The 18,301-nt window shown below is 29.2% G+C and carries 15 protein-coding genes; 9 read left to right on the top strand and 6 right to left on the bottom strand.

The window, feature by feature from the left end:
• Nucleotides 1-87: 87 nt before the first annotated feature.
• Nucleotides 88-765: a hypothetical protein gene (locus MK083_01995; GenBank protein ID MCH2673227.1), complete on the bottom strand. Its 678-nt coding sequence runs from the start codon at nt 763-765 to the stop codon at nt 88-90.
• Nucleotides 766-789: 24 nt separating this feature from the next.
• On the opposite strand from MK083_01995, the gene MK083_01990 reads away from it, so the two are divergent.
• Complete coding sequence (locus MK083_01990; GenBank protein MCH2673226.1) at nt 790-1,485, top strand: TIGR01906 family membrane protein; 696 nt, start codon at nt 790-792, stop codon at nt 1,483-1,485.
• Here the strand turns inward: MK083_01990 and MK083_01985 are convergent.
• Entirely contained in the window at nt 1,456-2,211 is a 756-nt protein-coding gene (locus tag MK083_01985; protein ID MCH2673225.1) for an HAD-IA family hydrolase, read from the bottom strand. The genes MK083_01990 and MK083_01985 overlap by 30 nt on opposite strands.
• Nucleotides 2,212-2,342: 131 nt before the next feature.
• Here MK083_01985 and recF point away from each other — a divergent pair, with 131 nt between their 5' ends.
• Nucleotides 2,343-3,443, top strand: a complete 1,101-nt coding sequence (gene recF, locus MK083_01980) for a DNA replication and repair protein RecF (protein ID MCH2673224.1) — start codon at nt 2,343-2,345, stop codon at nt 3,441-3,443.
• A gap of 1 nt (nt 3,444) precedes the next feature.
• Here recF and MK083_01975 read toward each other — a convergent pair whose 3' ends face one another.
• Genes MK083_01975 through proB form a run of 4 tightly spaced genes read right to left on the bottom strand, consistent with a single transcriptional unit; the run spans nt 3,445 to nt 7,975 of the window.
• Nucleotides 3,445-4,668: an aspartate kinase gene (locus MK083_01975; protein MCH2673223.1), complete on the bottom strand. Its 1,224-nt coding sequence runs from the start codon at nt 4,666-4,668 to the stop codon at nt 3,445-3,447.
• Entirely contained in the window at nt 4,658-5,560 is a 903-nt protein-coding gene (thrB, locus tag MK083_01970; protein ID MCH2673222.1) for a homoserine kinase, read from the bottom strand. The genes MK083_01975 and thrB overlap by 11 nt, the downstream gene beginning before the upstream one ends.
• 4 nt (nt 5,561-5,564) lie before the next feature.
• Nucleotides 5,565-6,824, bottom strand: a complete 1,260-nt coding sequence (locus MK083_01965) for a glutamate-5-semialdehyde dehydrogenase (GenBank protein MCH2673221.1) — start codon at nt 6,822-6,824, stop codon at nt 5,565-5,567.
• Between the two features lie 11 nt (nt 6,825-6,835).
• Nucleotides 6,836-7,975 (bottom strand): glutamate 5-kinase, encoded by a 1,140-nt coding sequence (gene proB, locus MK083_01960; protein MCH2673220.1) that lies wholly within the window; start codon nt 7,973-7,975, stop codon nt 6,836-6,838.
• A 59-nt stretch (nt 7,976-8,034) separates the two neighbouring features.
• Between proB and mfd the strand changes: the two genes are divergently transcribed.
• The 7 genes from mfd to MK083_01925 all read left to right on the top strand — a co-directional run.
• Nucleotides 8,035-11,520, top strand: a complete 3,486-nt coding sequence (mfd, locus tag MK083_01955) for a transcription-repair coupling factor (GenBank protein MCH2673219.1) — start codon at nt 8,035-8,037, stop codon at nt 11,518-11,520.
• 98 nt (nt 11,521-11,618) lie between these two features.
• Nucleotides 11,619-13,589 (top strand): YjhG/YagF family D-xylonate dehydratase, encoded by a 1,971-nt coding sequence (locus MK083_01950; GenBank protein ID MCH2673218.1) that lies wholly within the window; start codon nt 11,619-11,621, stop codon nt 13,587-13,589.
• 1 nt (nt 13,590) lies between these two features.
• On the top strand, nt 13,591-14,880 hold the full coding sequence (locus MK083_01945; GenBank protein MCH2673217.1) for a GNAT family N-acetyltransferase: 1,290 nt from the start codon (nt 13,591-13,593) through the stop codon (nt 14,878-14,880).
• Nucleotides 14,880-15,611, top strand: coding sequence for a heavy-metal-associated domain-containing protein (locus MK083_01940; protein ID MCH2673216.1), 732 nt, complete (start codon nt 14,880-14,882; stop codon nt 15,609-15,611). Before MK083_01945 ends, MK083_01940 begins: the two co-directional genes overlap by 1 nt.
• A 128-nt stretch (nt 15,612-15,739) precedes the next feature.
• Nucleotides 15,740-15,961, top strand: a complete 222-nt coding sequence (locus MK083_01935; protein ID MCH2673215.1) for a hypothetical protein — start codon at nt 15,740-15,742, stop codon at nt 15,959-15,961.
• A gap of 2 nt (nt 15,962-15,963) precedes the next feature.
• Entirely contained in the window at nt 15,964-17,367 is a 1,404-nt protein-coding gene (locus MK083_01930; protein MCH2673214.1) for a DUF1800 domain-containing protein, read from the top strand.
• 1 nt (nt 17,368) lies between these two features.
• Nucleotides 17,369-18,301, top strand: a 933-nt coding sequence (locus tag MK083_01925) for an NHL repeat-containing protein (protein MCH2673213.1), incomplete at its 3' end; no start/stop codon positions are given.

Here is an 18,301-nt window from a genome sequence, read left to right as displayed (position 1 = left end):
GAATACTATAAAATTCATAATTAAATTCTATACTTTTAGAAATTAAAAAAACAATTTATACATAACTTGAGCCAATAAATAAAGATCCTAATACTCAAATAATATATTTATAATTTTTTCTTTATCAAAATTTTCTAAGTTAGTACCAAGTCTTTTTTCTTCAAGAATAATTTTTTTCTTGATTTTTACTAATTTTTTTCTAAGAAGACTTTCTGGATCTTTTTCGTTTTGTATAAGTAAATAATAAAATTTGAAAATATCAAAATTTATATCTAAGGGTTTATCTTCTAATATTATTTTCTTGGCTATCAATTTCTTTATTATTCTAGTTGCTAAGATAGAAGATGGAGCAAAAAAATCAAAATTATCTAACAAGGATTCACTAACTTCTTTATTTTTTATAGAATCCCAATTATCTTTTACTTCTTCAGCAGATCCTAATATTCCAAAATTTTCTTTATCAAAGACATGTGGATGCCTTGAAATTAATTTTTTATGAGCATTATCAATAACATCATCAATATCAAACATTTTATTCGATTCTCCAATATTTACATAAAATAATAAATGAGTTAATAAATCAGATAATTCATCTACTATTTTAGTCGGGTCATTTTCTTCAATCGAGTCTATTAATTCATAGCATTCCTCTAGAGTAAGCTTAGATAGAGATTTTAGATCTAATTCTTTATCCCAAGGACATCCGTCTTTAGATCTTAGTTTTGAAATTATATTTACTAAATTTATTATTTTATTTATTTTCATAATTTTAAAAAGTTATAATGTTGTATGAATAAAAAAATCTCTACATCTATTAAGATTTTCTCATCTATTTTATGGGTTCCTGTTACATTATGTATTAGTTTAGAGATAATTACATTCTCAGACTGGGTTTATGAATATAATTGGACAAGAAACCAAATATCCCAAAATACAGGAATAAAAATAGACCAACTAAATCAAGTATCTGACCAAATAAAAGATTATTTCAGAGATGACCAGGTAAAACTAGAAGTCTTGTTACAACAGCCAGGGAAAGAAGTTCTAAATTTATTTAATCAAAAAGAAATAGATCACATGGTTGATGTGAAAAATTTAATAAAAACAACTATTTTATTTGAAAGGGCAGGATTGATATTATTAATTATTTTCTTTGTGTTTTATTTATTTAGGGAAGGATATATATCTTTTTATGAAAATCTCAAAAGAATAATGTTAGTATCATTTTTAATTTGGAGTATTCTTTTATTTTTGATCGTTTTTGGGATGATTGTAGATTTTAATTACACCTTTACTCTCTTTCATAAAATAATGTTTACTAATGATCTATGGATTCTTGACCCTAATTCAGATTTCTTGATTATGATTTATCCTCAAAGGTTTTTTCTTGAAATTAGTGCAGCAATAATTATTTTATTTATTCTAATAAACTTAATAATATTCTTATCATTTTATTCAATTAGAAAGCTTATCTACCCAAGATAAGATTGATTCTTTGGCCAATCCTATATTATCAATCACTTGATGAACATTATTATTTACTGGTTTAGTTCTTCCAGATTTAGAAATCAATATTGCATCCATACCAAAATTTGTTGCTCCTAATATATCTGCAACAGGATTATCACCAATATGGATAGAAATACTTGGTTCTATTTTTACTTTTTCTAGTGTTAATTTGAAGATCTTATAATTAGGCTTTGCAATACCTATTTCATTAGACAAGGATAAAACATCATAGTAAATGTTATTTTTTCTCAGTAATTTTTTATAAGCATTTGGTGAGTTAAATCCTGTATTTGAAATTATTCCAATTTTAAACTTATTTTTTATTAAATAATCTAAAAAGTCTGAAGTTCCCTCAAATATATCTGGAGGATAAGTGAGAAAAATTTCATCAATAATTTCACCTAAATTTGTAATTTGCTTATTATTTAGCTGAAATTTGTTCTTTTTATCTATCATTCTAATTAGCATAATTAGCCAATCATCAAACAAAAGATCGGAATGAAATCTAGAATATCTAGCAATTAAAGAAACAATCTTATCATGAGAATCTTGAACTTCTTGATATTTCAAATTTTTATTAAATTTCTTTAGATATAAATATATTGATTCACATTTCAATTTTCTTCTATCAGGTGAAAATGAAGAAAAATCTGATTCTCCCATGATAGTTTGCCAAAGATCTAATGTTACTAATTTATTCATAAATTACCTCAAAAAAAAGATACTTACTCAAGATAAAAATCTATCATATATATTAAAACTATAGATCGGACTAAAATATTAAAATTAAGAGTTTAGCACTATCTAATTATAGAAATCATATAAGTTCTACAATGGATTTAGAAGAAGGTTTCAATGTATTCTATGGCGATAATGGGCAAGGCAAAAGTAACTTATTTGAAGGAATATATTTACTTTCGATAGCAAAATCCTCAAGAGTTTCTAACGATAAATTCTTAATAAATAATAATTTACTTGAAAATGGTGGACATGCACAAATTTTAGGTATAGCTGAAGAAAATAACCATAATATAAAAGCTCAAGTTGATTACAATATTTCTCAGGCTAAAGACCTAGATAAAACATTTAGAATAAATGGTGTGATCGTAACAACTCAAGAATTTGTTGGAAATATAAACTCAGTTTTCTTTGACACAGATGATATAGCTATAATTTCGGGGCCTCCCTTAGTTAGAAGAAAATATATAAATATATTGCTAAGCCAAATAAATAATGAGCATGTAAAAAATTTACAAAGATATCAAAAAGTCATATTTCAAAGGAATAGTTTACTAAAAAACATTAAGGATGGAAGAAGTAATGAAAATGAGTTAGATTTTTGGGATGATAGATTAGCCGAAGAAGCATCAAATATTTTTTATGAAAGAAATAAAATACTCCTAAAAATAAGAGAGAATTCCAGAAATTTTGCATTGGGTTTCAATAAAAACATTAGACTAGATATAAAGTACCTTCCTAAAATAGGGAGAGTAGAAAATGATAATTTTTTTCAAGAATATAATTCACCAGAAAAAATTAAATCATTCTTTTCTATTTCTTTGAATAAAAGTAGATCTAGGGATATTGATCAAAGAAATACAACTCTAGGCCCCCATAGAGATGATTTTGGAATTTTCTTTAATGATTCACCTGCATCAATAACTGCTTCAAGAGGTCAGGCTAGAATAATTTCACTTTCATTAAAATTATCAGAAGCAGAAGAAATTAAAAATATAGTCAAAGCAAAGCCAATACTAATACTAGATGATATTTTTTCAGAGCTAGATGAAATCATGAGAGAAAAAGTATTAGATGAAATAACGGGGTTTGATCAAATCTTATTATCTACCGCTGATTTAGCGCTAATAGATAGAAATAAAATAAATAAAGCAAAATTTTTTTCTATAAAAAATGGTTCAATAAAGCAAGGTTAATTTACTTATCTAGTTCAAACACATCATGAAGAGAGTTAACTGCTAAATCTAAGTCTTTTTGATTAATCAAACAGGTTATTCTGATTTCAGATGTAGTTATCATTTCAATTGTTATATTATTTGTACCAAGGGCATTAAACATATCTGTTGCATAGCCAGGGGCATTTTGCATGCCAGTTCCAACTAAGCTGACTTTAGCAAAACCTTTTCCCATTATTATTTCTTCGAAATTCAAATTATTATTTTTCATCAAAATGTCATAAGCTTTACCAAGATCTTCTTCAGAAAGAGAGAACGAGAAATCAATATAACCATCAGATGGAGTATTTTGAACAATAACATCTATACTAATAGATTGGTCTGAAAGGGGCTTTAAAATTGAAGCAGCAACACCGGGTAAATTCTTAATCTTTTTAACTGTAATTTTTGAAACCTTTTTTTCAATAGCTATACCAGTAACTGTTTTTGTATTTTCCATATCACCTTCCTTGGTTATAAGTGTACCTCTTTTATCTGAAAATGTACCTGCTACATATACAGGGACGTTATAAATAGACGCTAATTCAATTGATCTAGGATGCATCTTAGCACCTAAAACTGCCATTTCAAGCATATCTTCATAATTTATCTTATCTAATTTCTTTGCTTTTGAAACAACTCTTGGATCAGTAGTATAGATGCCTTCAACATCAGTATATATTTCACATAAATCTGCCTCAAGAGCTGCAGCTATTGCTACAGCCGTTGTATCTGAACCTCCCCTACCAAGAGTAGTGATATCACCTTCATTATTAACCCCTTGAAAACCTGCAATAATTATTATTTTGCCTTGATGAATTTCTTCAATAATTCTAGAGGTGTTAATATCTGAAATTCTTGCAGAACCATGAATATTATCAGTCGTAATTCCAGCTTGTAAGCCAGATAAACTAATGACTTCATTATCTAATGACTTTATAGATATTGCTAAAAGAGTTGAAGAAACTAATTCTCCAGTAGAAAGCAAAGTATCTTTTTCTCTAAGGTCTGGTTTTTTATTATTAAAAGTAACTTCCTCAGACATATTTACAAGATCATCAGTTGTTTTACCCATAGCAGAAACTACAACCACTGGAGAATAGCCTTCAATCTTTTTGTCAGAAATTTTTTTTGCTATTAACTTAAGCTTTTCAACATCTCCTATTGAAGTACCTCCGTACTTTTGAACTACGATTTTATTCTTCAACTAAATTTGCTCCAATTTCTGATATTTTACAAATTATTCCATTACCATTTATTCCAAGTTTATTTGCTGCATCCAGCATTTCATAATTAATTGTAAGTTCTTTAGATTCAGCTATAGCTGAAATAGTAGGTCCTGATCCTGAAAGATAAGTAGCCAATGCACCCGCAGAAATTGCTGAATTGGATATAGTTGAAAATCCTTTAATCATTGGGGTTCTATATTGTTCATGAATTTTATCTTGAAAGGCATACTTCAAGTTTTGAAAATTATCATTAGCCAAAGAATTTATAAGTAAAGCAGCTCTAGATATGTTATAAATTGAATCATTTCTAGATACTTCATCAGGAAGATTCTTCCTTGATTCTTGAGTTGATATTTTCTGGTCAGACACAAAAGATATTATTTTTAGGTTTTTATTGAACTTAACCGAACTTATGAGCCATTCATCATAATCTTTGTAACCTATTGTTATTCCACCAAAAATAGCAGGGCCAACATTATCAGGGTGACCTTCTATTGCTGATGCTATTTGATAGACCTCATCTTTTTCCATATCAATATTATTTATTGCATAAGCTATCATAATTCCTGAGATCACTGCTGCTGAGCTACTTCCTAAACCTCCGGAATTTGGGATATTATTATCACAATTTATAGTTAATTCTTTTTCAGATTTACCCAGAATTTGAATAGTTTGAAGATAAGATTTATAGATTAAGTTTTTTTTGTCTCTAGGAAAAGATTTTTCACCAAATCCTTTATTTGTAATTTGAAATTCACCTTCAAAAAACTTTATTTCATTCCAAATATCTAAGCATGCACCTATAGAATCGAACCCAGATCCTAAGTTCGCAGATGAAGCAGGAACTCTTAATTTAAATTTTTTTGTCATTTTCTTAAGTTCTAACTTGCCCTTGCCCTAAAACTACCCACTTATAAGTCATTAGATCATTTATACCCATTGGACCCCTTGCATGAAGCTTGTCAGTAGAAACAGCAACTTCAGCTCCTAATCCTAACTCAAAACCATCATTGAATCTAGTAGATGTATTATGAAAAACTGCAGATGCATCTACTTTATCAAGAAAATATTTTGCATTTATTTCGTCATTAGTTATTATGGCTTCAGAGTGTTTAGAACCATATTTAGTTATGTGACTTATTGCCAAATCAATATTTTTTACTGTTTTTATACTTACTACAAGATCTAAGAATTCATATCCAAAATCTTCTTCTGTTGCATGGCTAACACCTTTATTAGAACCAATTATTTTATAAGCTTCTTGATCAGCCTTTATTTTTACATTTTTCTCTAAATATACTTTTGATAGAGGATCTAGAAGATTCTTCAAAATTTCTTTATGGACTATTACCGTATCCATTGCATTACAAACTGAAGGGTTTTGAGTTTTTGCATTATTAAGTATATTAATTGCTTGTTCGATATCAGCTTCTTTATCTACATATGTATGGCAAACACCAATACCACCTGTTATCGAAGGCATTTTGGCATTTTTATTTACTAAATCCACTAATGAAGCTGAGCCTCTAGGAATAAGTAAGTCAATATATCTATCCATAGAAAGAATTAAATCAACAGCTTTACGATCTGTAAAATCAATAAAATACATACTATCTTCATTAATTCCAGATTCAGATAAGGATTCTCTTACAAGCTTAAACAAATATAAATTTGTCAATATACAATCTTTACCACCTCTCATGACCAAGCCGTTTCCAGACTTTATAGCCAAGGAAGCGATTTCTATAACTACATTTGGGCGACTTTCAAAAATAACCCCTAAAACACCTAATGGAACTCTAACCTTATTTACTACTAATCCATTTTCTCGTTTTTTCGTCTCTATGATTTCAGAAACTGTATCTGGCATATCTCTAACACTTACTAAAGAACTAATCATTCTTATGATTGATTCTCTACTAAGTTTCATCCTATCTATCACATGTTTATCTAAGCCGTTATCAGTTGCTATAGAGATTTCTTTATCATTAATTTCTATTATCTCATTCATGAATAAATCTAATTTTCTAGATAATATATTTAAGCAACTCTTTCTTTGTTCTGCTGTAACAAGACTTAAACTTAAGGAACTTTCATAGACTTTTGAAATGTTTTTCTCTAAATTTTTAAGCATAAATTAACTTTCTATTGAGTAAGTACTAAGTTATTTCTGTGTATAACTTCAGATCCATAATTTTTTTCTACTATATCTATAATTTTTGAACTATTAATACCTTTTATTTTACTAATTTCTTTTGAAGAATAATTAGAAATTCCCCAGCCAATTACCTTGTCAATTGAGTTTTTTATTCCAATAATATCTCCTCTATCAAAATCACCTGAGGTATTTTTGATTCCGGGAGGAAGAACACTTCCTTTGTTTTTAATTGCTTTTATAGCACCTTCATCGAGAGTAATATCACCTTTAGAAGAAGAGTAGCCTGTTATAAGCCATCTCTTTCTAGATTCATTCAGTGATTGTTTGGATAAAAATTTAGTACCTATTATTTCTCCAGAAATGATTCTTGTTAAGACATCATTTTCCAAACCTGAAGCAATAAACATCTCAGTACCAGAATTAATAGAAATGTTAGCAGCTTGGATTTTTGAAGTCATTCCTCCAGAACCAATTCCATCAATTGATCCCTCAGCAAAATTGATGATTTCATCAGTAATATCTTCAACGATATTAATTTTTTTTGCATCTTTTGTAATATTTGGATCTGAGGTATATAAACCGTCTATTGTACCTAATAAAATCAATAAGTCTGCATCTATTGCATTGGAAACCATTGCTGATAAACGATCATTATCCCCATAGACATTCCCTGTCAATTCTTCAGTAGATACTACATCATTCTCATTAATTATTGGAATAATATCAAGCATTAATAGCTCACTAAGAGTATTTCTAATATTTAGATAACCTAGCCTATTTTCAAAATCATTTCTTGATAGAAGAGCTTGGGAAATCATTATTGATCTTTCTGAAAAAAATTTTTCATATGCATTCATTAAAATTGGTTGACCAATTGAAGCAAGTAATTGTTTTTGCACTATTGAATTATTATTTATATTTACATTTTTTTCATATTTAGAAAGATATTGATTACCTGCTGCAACTGCACCTGAGGAAACAATAATCACCTGATGTTGACTCTTTCTAATAACAGAAATTTGATCACATAAGTTTTCAATAAGTTTATAATTTAGGATATTTCCGTTTTCAGTAATAAGATTACTTCCAATTTTTATAACTATTCTTAATTTCTTTTTTGTTGTCATAACTTTTTTATAAAAATTTTATTTCTTTCGTATAAAATATAGTTTATCGGATTAAGATTTTGAATAATTTGGTAAGTTTAAGCAGTTTACTTCATAATGAGCCTACATTTAAGCATGTAGTTGCCGAACTGCGCTCAAAAAATAGTCCAAAAATACTTTCTCCAAAAGAAGCTCACCCATTTATTATTTCATCCATTGTCCAATTAGTAAAAAAACCTACATTAGTTCTGACGTCTAACCCAGAAGAATCTAGAGAATTAGTTGATAATCTGAATTTTTGGAGTTCTAAAACAACTAACTTAAATTTTAACGAACGGAATGAAATATTTCTAGAAAAATATAAACCAGATAACAAAAATGCTATTGAAAGAATGAGATGCCTAGAAGCACTTTACAAGGGCCAATATAATAATAAATTACCTATTGTCTGTTCTTCTATTCAATCATTAACTACAAATACAATTTCAAAAAACTTATTCGCAAAATTATCTATAGACTTGAGAACAGCAGATAAGATTACTCAAAGGGAACTTGTGAATAAAATAGTCTTGTCAGGTTATAAAAATACTTCTATAGTAGATTCAGTTGGAGAATTTGCAGTCAGAGGAGATATTATAGATATATTTACTTTGAATATGAAAGATCCAATAAGAATTAATTTTTTATATGATTCTATAGAGTCAATAAAAATATTTGAATCATCTTCTCAGACAACATATAAAACAGTAAAAGATATTTTTATTTCTCCAGTATCTGAAACAAATACTCTTTCTAGAAATATTGATGACTTGATGAAGCAGAATAAGAAATTCTTCGAAAATCCCGAAAATAAAGATATAGATTTTACTACTTCTAATCTTTCAAAGATTATTGAAGGAGAATCAGAAGATTTGATAAATTATTATTCAGGTTTTTTTGATAAAGGATCAATATTAAATTTCTTAAGAAATGAATACTTAATAATTAAATTAGAAAACTATAATCTTAATCATGAATTAGAAAATACAAAGAATAGAAGAAATGCAATTCTAAAAACTAAGATAAATAATAAGGAAATAAACTCAAATTTTCCAGCTCCCTATAATAACGCTAATTCTTTATTTTTTTTGGAAAAAGAAAAAATGCTTTTGGAAATCAATCAAAGATCCTATGAAAATAAAAACCATTTTAGATTGAAAATCTCAACTCCTAAAATTCAAAAGTTAAATGAAAACAAAATTAAGAGATTTCTAAATGATAAAGAAAAGAATGAAAAAGTTATAATTTCTACGGATTATCCTATGAGAGTTAAGGAGATTTTAGAAATATCAAAAATTGAAATTTTTGATGATATTCAAGAAATATCAGCAAATAAATATAATATTATTTCTAAAAATATTGGTCAGGGGTTTAAGATAAATGATGGAAAAAATTTCTTTACCATACTCACAGATAAAGAACTATTTGGGATGAAGAAAAAAAGAACCATTAAATCATATTCAAATAATATACCTTCAGCCATTTCTTCTGAACCTTTTAAGATCGATGACTTTGTAGTTCATATTGATCATGGAGTAGGTAAATTTATAGGAACGACTCAAATTGATTCCACTAAAAGAGAGTTCATCGTAATTAATTACAAAAATGATGATAAGTTATATGTCCCATCTGAACAAATAGACAGAATTCAACTATATAAATCATTTCAAAAAGAGGATCCAAAACTAGATACTTTAGGCTCTCAAAGATGGATAAAATCAAAAAATAAAGTGCAAAAGTCCATAGAAATATTAGCTGTTGAGCTAATTCAAATATATGCTGCAAGAGAAAAAATCAAAGGAAAGAGTTTTAAAAAAAAATCAGAATGGTATAAAGAACTAGAGGAATCTTTTGAATTTATTGAAACTCCTGATCAAGAAAAGGCTATAAATGAAATTAATTTCGACCTTGAGTCTAAAAAGCCAATGGATAGGTTACTTTGTGGAGATGTTGGATTTGGAAAGACAGAAGTAGCCATTAGGGCTGCATTTAAGGTTGTAGAAAATGGATTTCAAGTAGCTATATTAGTTCCGACGACAGTGCTTGCTTTACAACATTATGAAACATTCAAAGAAAGATTAAATCCTTTCCCTATTGAGATAGAATATATTTCTAGATTTATTTCAAACTTAGGGCAGAAAAATATCTTAAAAAAACTTTCAGAAGGAAAAGTAGATATTTTAATAGGCACCCATAAACTTATTCAAAATAATATAAATTTTAAAAACTTAGGTCTATTAATTATTGATGAAGAGCATAAATTTGGAGTTAATCAAAAAGAAAATATTAAGCAAAAAGAAATTGATATAGATGTATTAAGTCTAAGTGCAACACCAATCCCTAGAACCCTAAGTTTAGCGCTAAATGGAGTAAGAGATCTAAGCATGATTAACACTCCACCAGAGAATCGAATTCCAGTAAATACTTACGTATCAAATTTTTCAGATGACTTGATAAGAGAAGTAATACTAAGAGAGATGGATCGTAAAGGTCAGATATTTTTTGTTAATAACGAAATTCATAACATAGAAATTCTTGCTCAAAGAATAAGAAAAGTTGTTCCTGAAGCTAAAATTTCTATCGCTCATGGACAAATGGAAAAGAATAATCTTGAAAATATAATTAAGGACTTCAGTTCAAAGAAAACTGATATTTTAGTCTGTACAACAATAATCGAATCCGGAATAGATATGCCAAATGTAAATACTCTTATAGTTAATAATTCTCATAAATTTGGGCTTTCTCAGCTCTATCAAATGAAGGGAAGAATAGGAAGAAGTGAAAAAACTTCTTATGCATATTTTTTAACTCCCAGTAGTTCAAGAATTAATGATATTTCTGAAGAAAGATTAAATGCTATAATTTCATCATCTGAGTTTGGATCAGGATATGATATTGCAATGAGGGATCTAGAAATTAGAGGGGCTGGTAATATTTTAGGAAAAGAGCAAAGTGGTCATATAAGTTCTATAGGGTATGAACTTTATAATTCTTTACTTATTTCAGCAATAGAGTCATTAAAAAATGGAGAGGAAAGTAACTTAAATTTTTTCTTAATGAATACTGTAGATATTAAGATAAACGCTAGAATTCCTGAAGAATACATTGAAGATATCAAGGTAAGGTTAAACATTTATATGAGATTATCAAAGTTAAGAAAAGTTAAAGAGTTATTAGAATTACAAAAGGAAATTAAGGATAGATTTGGGCAAGTGCCAGAAGAACTAAAAAATTTATTCTTGATTAACAGAATTAAGATTTTATGCCATGAGTACAAGCACATAAGCTCTATAAAAGGAGATGAAAATAAAATACTTATAAGATTCGATGAGCCTATAATTGGAATCAAAAATATTTTAGAGAATAAAATTGAAGCAAATATTGAAATAAAAACAAAAACAATGATATTTTCTTCAGAAAATCAACAAGAAACTCTTAAAGAATTACTAATTTTACTAGAGAAACTAATTATTATAGATAAAGAAATTTCAGAAAAATTTGAACAAGCAATTTCTTCAGTAAATTAGTTTATTTTTGAATTCATTCTTTGTGTTATTATCTAAGTTATATATTCATCAAAACAGGAGAAGATGTGACTTCACAAAAAAAAATCAAACCTTCTTTTATAGATATAATTGAAGGTGGTTCTGAAGCTAATTACACTATTAAAACGCATGCAGAAGGACCTAAAGGCAAGATACCTTTTACGCCTGAGATTCTTATAAACGAACCAAGTGGTAACCATTTCGGTCTAACTCAAAATGCTGGAATGGGTTGGAACCCTCAAGAATTACTCAGAAAACAATTCTTAATTTTATCTACTTGCGGAGGTATAAAAGATAGTGATGGTGAACCTATAGCTTTAGGATTTCATACTGGACACTGGGAACTTTCAAATCTAGTAGAAGAATCAGCAAATACAATAAAAGAGCTGGGGGGTCTTCCTTTTGCTGCATTTTGTTCAGATCCTTGTGATGGAAGAACACAAGGTACAACAGGAATGTTTGATTCTTTACCATACAGAAATGATGCCGCAAAAGTTTTACGTAGATTAGCAAGGTCTTTACCAACAGCAAGAGCTGTTATGGGAATAGCTTCATGTGATAAAGGCTTGCCAGCAATGATGATGGCTCTTGCAGGAATGAAAGATAAGCCATCGATAATTGTACCTGGTGGTTCAACACTTGCCCCAGAAAATGGAGAAGATGCAGGGAAAATACAATCAATTGGTGCACGATTTTCACAGGGAGAAATAACATTAGATTACGCTCAAGAGATGGGGTGCAAAGCTTGTGCATCTCCTGGAGGCGGATGTCAGTTTCTTGGAACTGCCGGAACGTCTCAAGTAATAGCGGAGTCTCTTGGCATAGCATTAACACACACTGCATGTACACCTAGCGGTACTCCAGCATGGTTTCATAATGCAAAAAGATCTGCAAAGGCACTGCTGAATCTTGAAGAAGATTCAATAAATATTGAAAAAATACTAACTGATAAAGCATTTGAAAACGCAATGGTTGTACATGCTGCATGTGGAGGTTCAACAAACTTATTACTTCATTTACCTGCAATAGCTCATGCGGTGGGTAGAAAGAGAATGACTGTTGATGACTGGTCAAGAATTAATAGTTACGTACCAAGACTTGTAGATGTATTACCAAATGGACCTGTTGGACACCCAACTTCACAATTTTATGCAGCAGGAGGAGTACCTGAAGTTATGCTTAATCTTAAAAGGCTTGGATTATTGAATTTAGATGAATTGACAGTTTCTGGAAAAACATTAAGAGAAAATCTCGAGTGGTGGGAAGAGTCTGAAAGAAGAAAATATGTTAGAAAATATTTATTTGAAAATGATGGTGTAGATCCAGAAAATGTAATTATGAATAAAGCTAACGCAACTCTTAGAGGACTAACATCTACAGTTACTTTCCCAAAAGGAAATATTGCGCCTGAGGGATCTGTAATAAAATCTACGGCTATTGATCCTGAAGTAATAGATAAAGATGGTGTATACAGAAATACTGGACTTGCGAGAGTATTCAACTCTGAAAAAGAAGCAATGAGAGCAATAAAATCAACAGGACCTGACAAGTTAAAAAAGGGTGAAATTTTAGTTATTATATGCGGAGGACCTATGGGAACAGGGATGGAAGAGACTTATCAAATTACTGCCGCTTTGAAACATTTATCTTACGGAAAATATATTGCCCTATTAACAGATGCTAGATTTTCAGGTGTTTCTACAGGTGCTTGTATTGGTCATATCGGCCCAGAGGCACTAGCTGGTGGGCCAATTGGTTTGCTAAAAGATTCAGATCTTATTGAAATAGAGATTGATACTAAAAAACTGGTAGGATCAATTAATTTAGTAGGAGAAGGAAAAAATAATAATGGGTCGGACTGGGGAAGTAAAGAATTATCTATAAGAAATGCATCTTTAGAAATCAAGCCAGATGAAAAATTACCTGATGATACAAGATTATGGGCGGCACTGCAGGATGTAAGTGGAGGTACTTGGGGTGGATGTGTTTATGATGTAGATGCAATCATTGAAACATTAAAAGCAGGGAAAGAAGCTTTAAAGAAAAAATAAAATGACAATAAAGATAGTTTCTGTAAATAAAAATAATGTCTTCGAATGGAGAAATGCTGTAAGAAGAGTGTTTGGAGACATATCAAAAGAGTCTGATGTTGAAAGATTAGTAAAAGACAGACTAATGATTCAAATAAATGATTGGACAGAAAATAATAATAATCAAGATATGAATCGTTTGATTGCTGCTTATGATTATAAATCTAAATCGATTGTAGGAACTGGTGGAGCCGACAAATATAAAATTACTACTCCGGGCGGAAATTCATTAAGTATGGCGGGTATAGCTTACATGGGAACAGCCCCTACTCATAAAAGAAAAGGTATTTTTAGAATGATGATGAATGAGCTTCATTTACAAGCTAAGAATAGAGGGGATTCATTAGCAGGTCTATGGGCGTCTCAATCTTTACTTTATTCTAGATTTGGATACGGACTAGGTACCTTACGGGAAGACTGGACTATCAATACAAAAAATACGAAATTATTAAAAAATACAGATAAAAACATTGATTTAGAATTTGTAAACAAAGATAAAGCCCTTTCTGAAATACCTAAAATTTATGATGCGGCTAGAAAAAAACAAAATGGTTTTACAGATAGGACTCAGGGCTATTTTAATTATTTATTTTATGAAGATGCCGAAACTAGACACAATAAATCAGGCATGAGTGGATTATTTTTTGTAGTAGCTTACAGAGAAAAAAAACCAATTGGTTATGTTTTTTACAATATAAATAAAGAATCTGGAATTGCTCATGAAGATGACAAAGGAGAACTTGTAGTTCAAGAATTAGTGTCTTTAGATTCAGAATCAAATATAGCATTATGGAACTTTATTTTCGGAGTAGAGTTAGTTGAAAAAATTTCAATTAATAGAAGAGGATCTAATGATCCTTTATACTTTCTTCTTGAAAATCCTAGAATGCTTAATAGAAATACTATTGATGGACTGTGGGTCAGAATTATAGATCCAAAAAAATTTTTGGAAGGAAGAATATATAATTCAGAAGGAAATTTTTGTATTGAACTAACCGGTCAAAATCAAAATGACATTGAAGGAGTATATTCTTTTGAAACAGATGGTAAAAATACTAAAGTTCAAGAATCAAATTCAAAACCTGATATTACCATGAGGCCTTCTGATTTAAGCTCATGTTATTTCGGAGGGATAACGGCAATGGAATTGTATAAATCAAATAATATTATTTGTGAAAACCAAAAAAAATTGGAAGAATTCTCAAGAATTTTTAGTGTAACAAACACACCTTGGTGTAATACAGATTTCTAATGATAAGCAATTTTCAAAAGAAATATTTAGTTTCAGGAATGACTTGTGATGGCTGTGTTGAATCAATAAAAACTAAACTAGAACTTGAATCAGATATATTAGAAGTTAATATAAACCTAAGCTCAACTGAGATGAATTTATCATCTAATAAAATTTATTCTACTCAAGACCTTAATAACTTAGTCAAAAATATCGGATCATATACCTTTAATGATGAATCTGATAAAAAAAACTATTTCTCAGGTGTATTATCTTACTTTGATATTTATAAGCCTATTTTTATTTCTCTTTTTATAGTTTTTGTTCTGGCAATAATCTCATCAATAAATGGAGATTTAAAAATCTCTGAATTCATGCGTTATTATATGGGTTATTTTTTTATAATATTTTCTTTCTTGAAGCTACAAAATATCAGACTGTTTGCTAACACATTTCAAAAATATGACCCCATAACTAAACGCTTTTATAAATATGGTTTAATATATCCTTTTTTAGAATTTATTTTAGGAGTATTATTTTTGAGTAATTTATTTATATTTTTTATTAATGTAATCACTATTTTAATTTTCATACCTCAGATAATTGGAATAAGACAAAAGCTATCAAAAAAAGAAACTATTGTTTGTGCTTGTCTAGGATCTTCATTTGATGTACCGATTTCGAATCTAACAATAGCAGAGAATTTAGTGATGATATTAATGGCTGGAGTGATGATTTTTAATTTAATATAATTTTCAATCATGATAATTCTATGAAAAAAATTAGAGAACTTTTCCAGAAAACGTTATAAATAATAAGCATAATGAAATAAACTAGTATGGAGGGTTATTTATTCAAAATATTTTGATTAGGAGAGAAAATGAGTAGATTAAGATTAATGATGTTTGAAATAGCAGGTTTGTTAATTATTTCTTTCATCCTGAGACTAATTCTTAGTATCAATGGTGTTGAAGATGGAAATTTCTCAAGATGGTTCCCTATTGTCGCAGCGCTATTGATTGTTTATACAGTTAGGTTTAGAATGAGAAAAAAATTTTTAGCTAAAGAAGATCAAAATAAGAGCAAAGATTTGGAAAAATAGTAATGACCACACTAAACACAAGAACAAGTAAAAAAGAACTCGCTCATTTATTTAGAAGAGTTGGATTTGGGGGATCAAAAAAAGAAATAGATTCATTGTTAGATAAATCATATGAAGACTCAGTTGACTATCTGTTAGATAATTTAGATAAAAATCCTGTGCCTGTAGATCTTCTAAGAAGATATCAAATAGATCTATCTGATGTTAGAACGGTATTCAGCTCTGGCTCATATTGGATGTATCGAATGGCACACTCTAAGTTTCCTTTTGAAGAAAAAGTTGCTTTGTTTTGGCACAGAGTTTTTGCTACAGGGCAAAATAAACTAATTCAGGGCAAGGTGATGACTTCTCAAATTGAAATGTTTAGAAAACATGGATTAGGCTCTTTTGAAAATTTGCTGATAGAACTATCAAAAGATCCTGCAATGATTATGTGGTTAGATAATCAAGATAATCATAAAGAAAATATAAATGAGAATTATGGAAGAGAGATATTAGAACTATTTTCAATGGGAGTTGGAAATTACTCAGAAAAAGATATTAAGGAATGCTCAAGAGCCTTTACAGGCTGGACAGTGGAAAATATGCCATATATGGCTATCAAGATGAGAAATAATACTGCAAGGCCTTATGGTTACGTTGCATGGCAATTTAAATTTGATGAAAATGATCATGACTATGATGATAAAGAATTTTTAGGTGAAAAAGGTAACTTTAATGGAGAAGATATAGTAAGAATTATTTGCAAGCAAAAAGCAACTGCAAATTTTTTAGCCAGACATATTTATCATTTTTTTATAAAAGATGAACTTCCAGTACCTCAATGGCCACATAAGGAACCTATTGATCCAAGTGTGATCGAATTTATAACAAAATCTTATTTTAAGAATGGGTATAACATAAAAGAAATATTAAGAGATTTATTTAAGTCAGAATATTTTAGATCTGAAGAGATTTATAATAAGAGAATTAAAAGTCCATCAGAATTAGTTGTAAATTCTGTAAGACTATCCGGTGGATTTGATATCCCCTCAGAAGAAGTTTATCAAGCTACAATTAGTTCAGGTTTAATGGGACAGCCACTTCTAAATCCAACATCGGTCGAAGGATGGCAAGGTGGAGAAGAATGGATAAATACAGGTTCAGTAATTCAAAGAATAAATTTTTGTTCTGATGTACTTGGAAATCCATCAAAAACACTTGTGCAAAATATTTTCAATAAAACTCCTGATAAAGAAAATATTTTAAATATTTGTTGCGAAGAATTAGGTTATATAGAATTACATTCATCTACTAAAGAGGCTTTAAATGATTATATTCAAGAAGATGAATTTAAAATCAACGAAGAATTTATTAGCATTCTAATCAAACTCATAGTATCTTCTAGAGAATATCAAATGGTATAAAATGAAAGAATTATTTGAGAATACTAAAATTAATTACTCTCATACCGTAGGATTCACGGCTGATGTAGGAGGTCGAGGTTTCCACCTCCCAAGAGATATTGCATTAAATAGTGAAAATAAACTTTTTGTTGTCAGTAGAAGTGGAGCATTTCATACAGCAGGATTAAGAATTACAATCTGTGATATAAATAATAATTACTTTGGTGAATTTTCTAAATTTGGTAAAAATCCTGGTGAACTTTACTGGCCTTGCTCAGTTGCTTTCGATTCAAAAGATAATGTTTATGTAACAGACGAATATACAAATTTAATATCAATATTTGATAAAGATGGGAAATACTTAGATAGATGGGGTGTAAAAGGGAAAAAAGAAGGAGAAATAAACTTTCCTTCTGGTATTGCGATTGATGATAAAGACCAAATTTTTATTACCGATAACATGAATGATAGAATTCAAATCTTTTCTAATGATGGAGAATTTATTCATTCTTGGGGTAAAGAAGGTTCAGGTAATGGTGAATTTGACAAACCATGGGGAATAAAAATTTATGATGAAACTGTCATAGTAGCTGATTGGAGAAATGATAGAATTCAAATTTTCGATAAAGAAGGAAATTTTTTGGATAAATTTGGTGTAAGTGGTACAAACGAAGAAGAATTATTCAGACCCTCAGATGTAGCTCTAGATAAAAATAATTATTATTACGTTTGCGATTGGGGGAATCAAAAAGTAAAGATATTTGACGAAAAGTTTAATTATTGCGGATTCCTAAGAGGAGAATCTGATTTATCTGAATGGGCTAAAGAATACTTAAATGCAAATATTGATGAAAAAAAAGCAAGAGAATCATTCAATCCAGTTATAAAAGTTGATGAAGTGGAATCACATGAAGAATCTGCGAGAATTGAGTCTTACTTTTGGGATCCTACATCG

The organism is Dehalococcoidia bacterium (assembly GCA_022451965.1).
Taxonomy (GTDB): Bacteria; Chloroflexota; Dehalococcoidia; order Lucifugimonadales; family Lucifugimonadaceae; genus TMED-70.
This window is presented reverse-complemented; position numbering and strand designations above follow the sequence as displayed.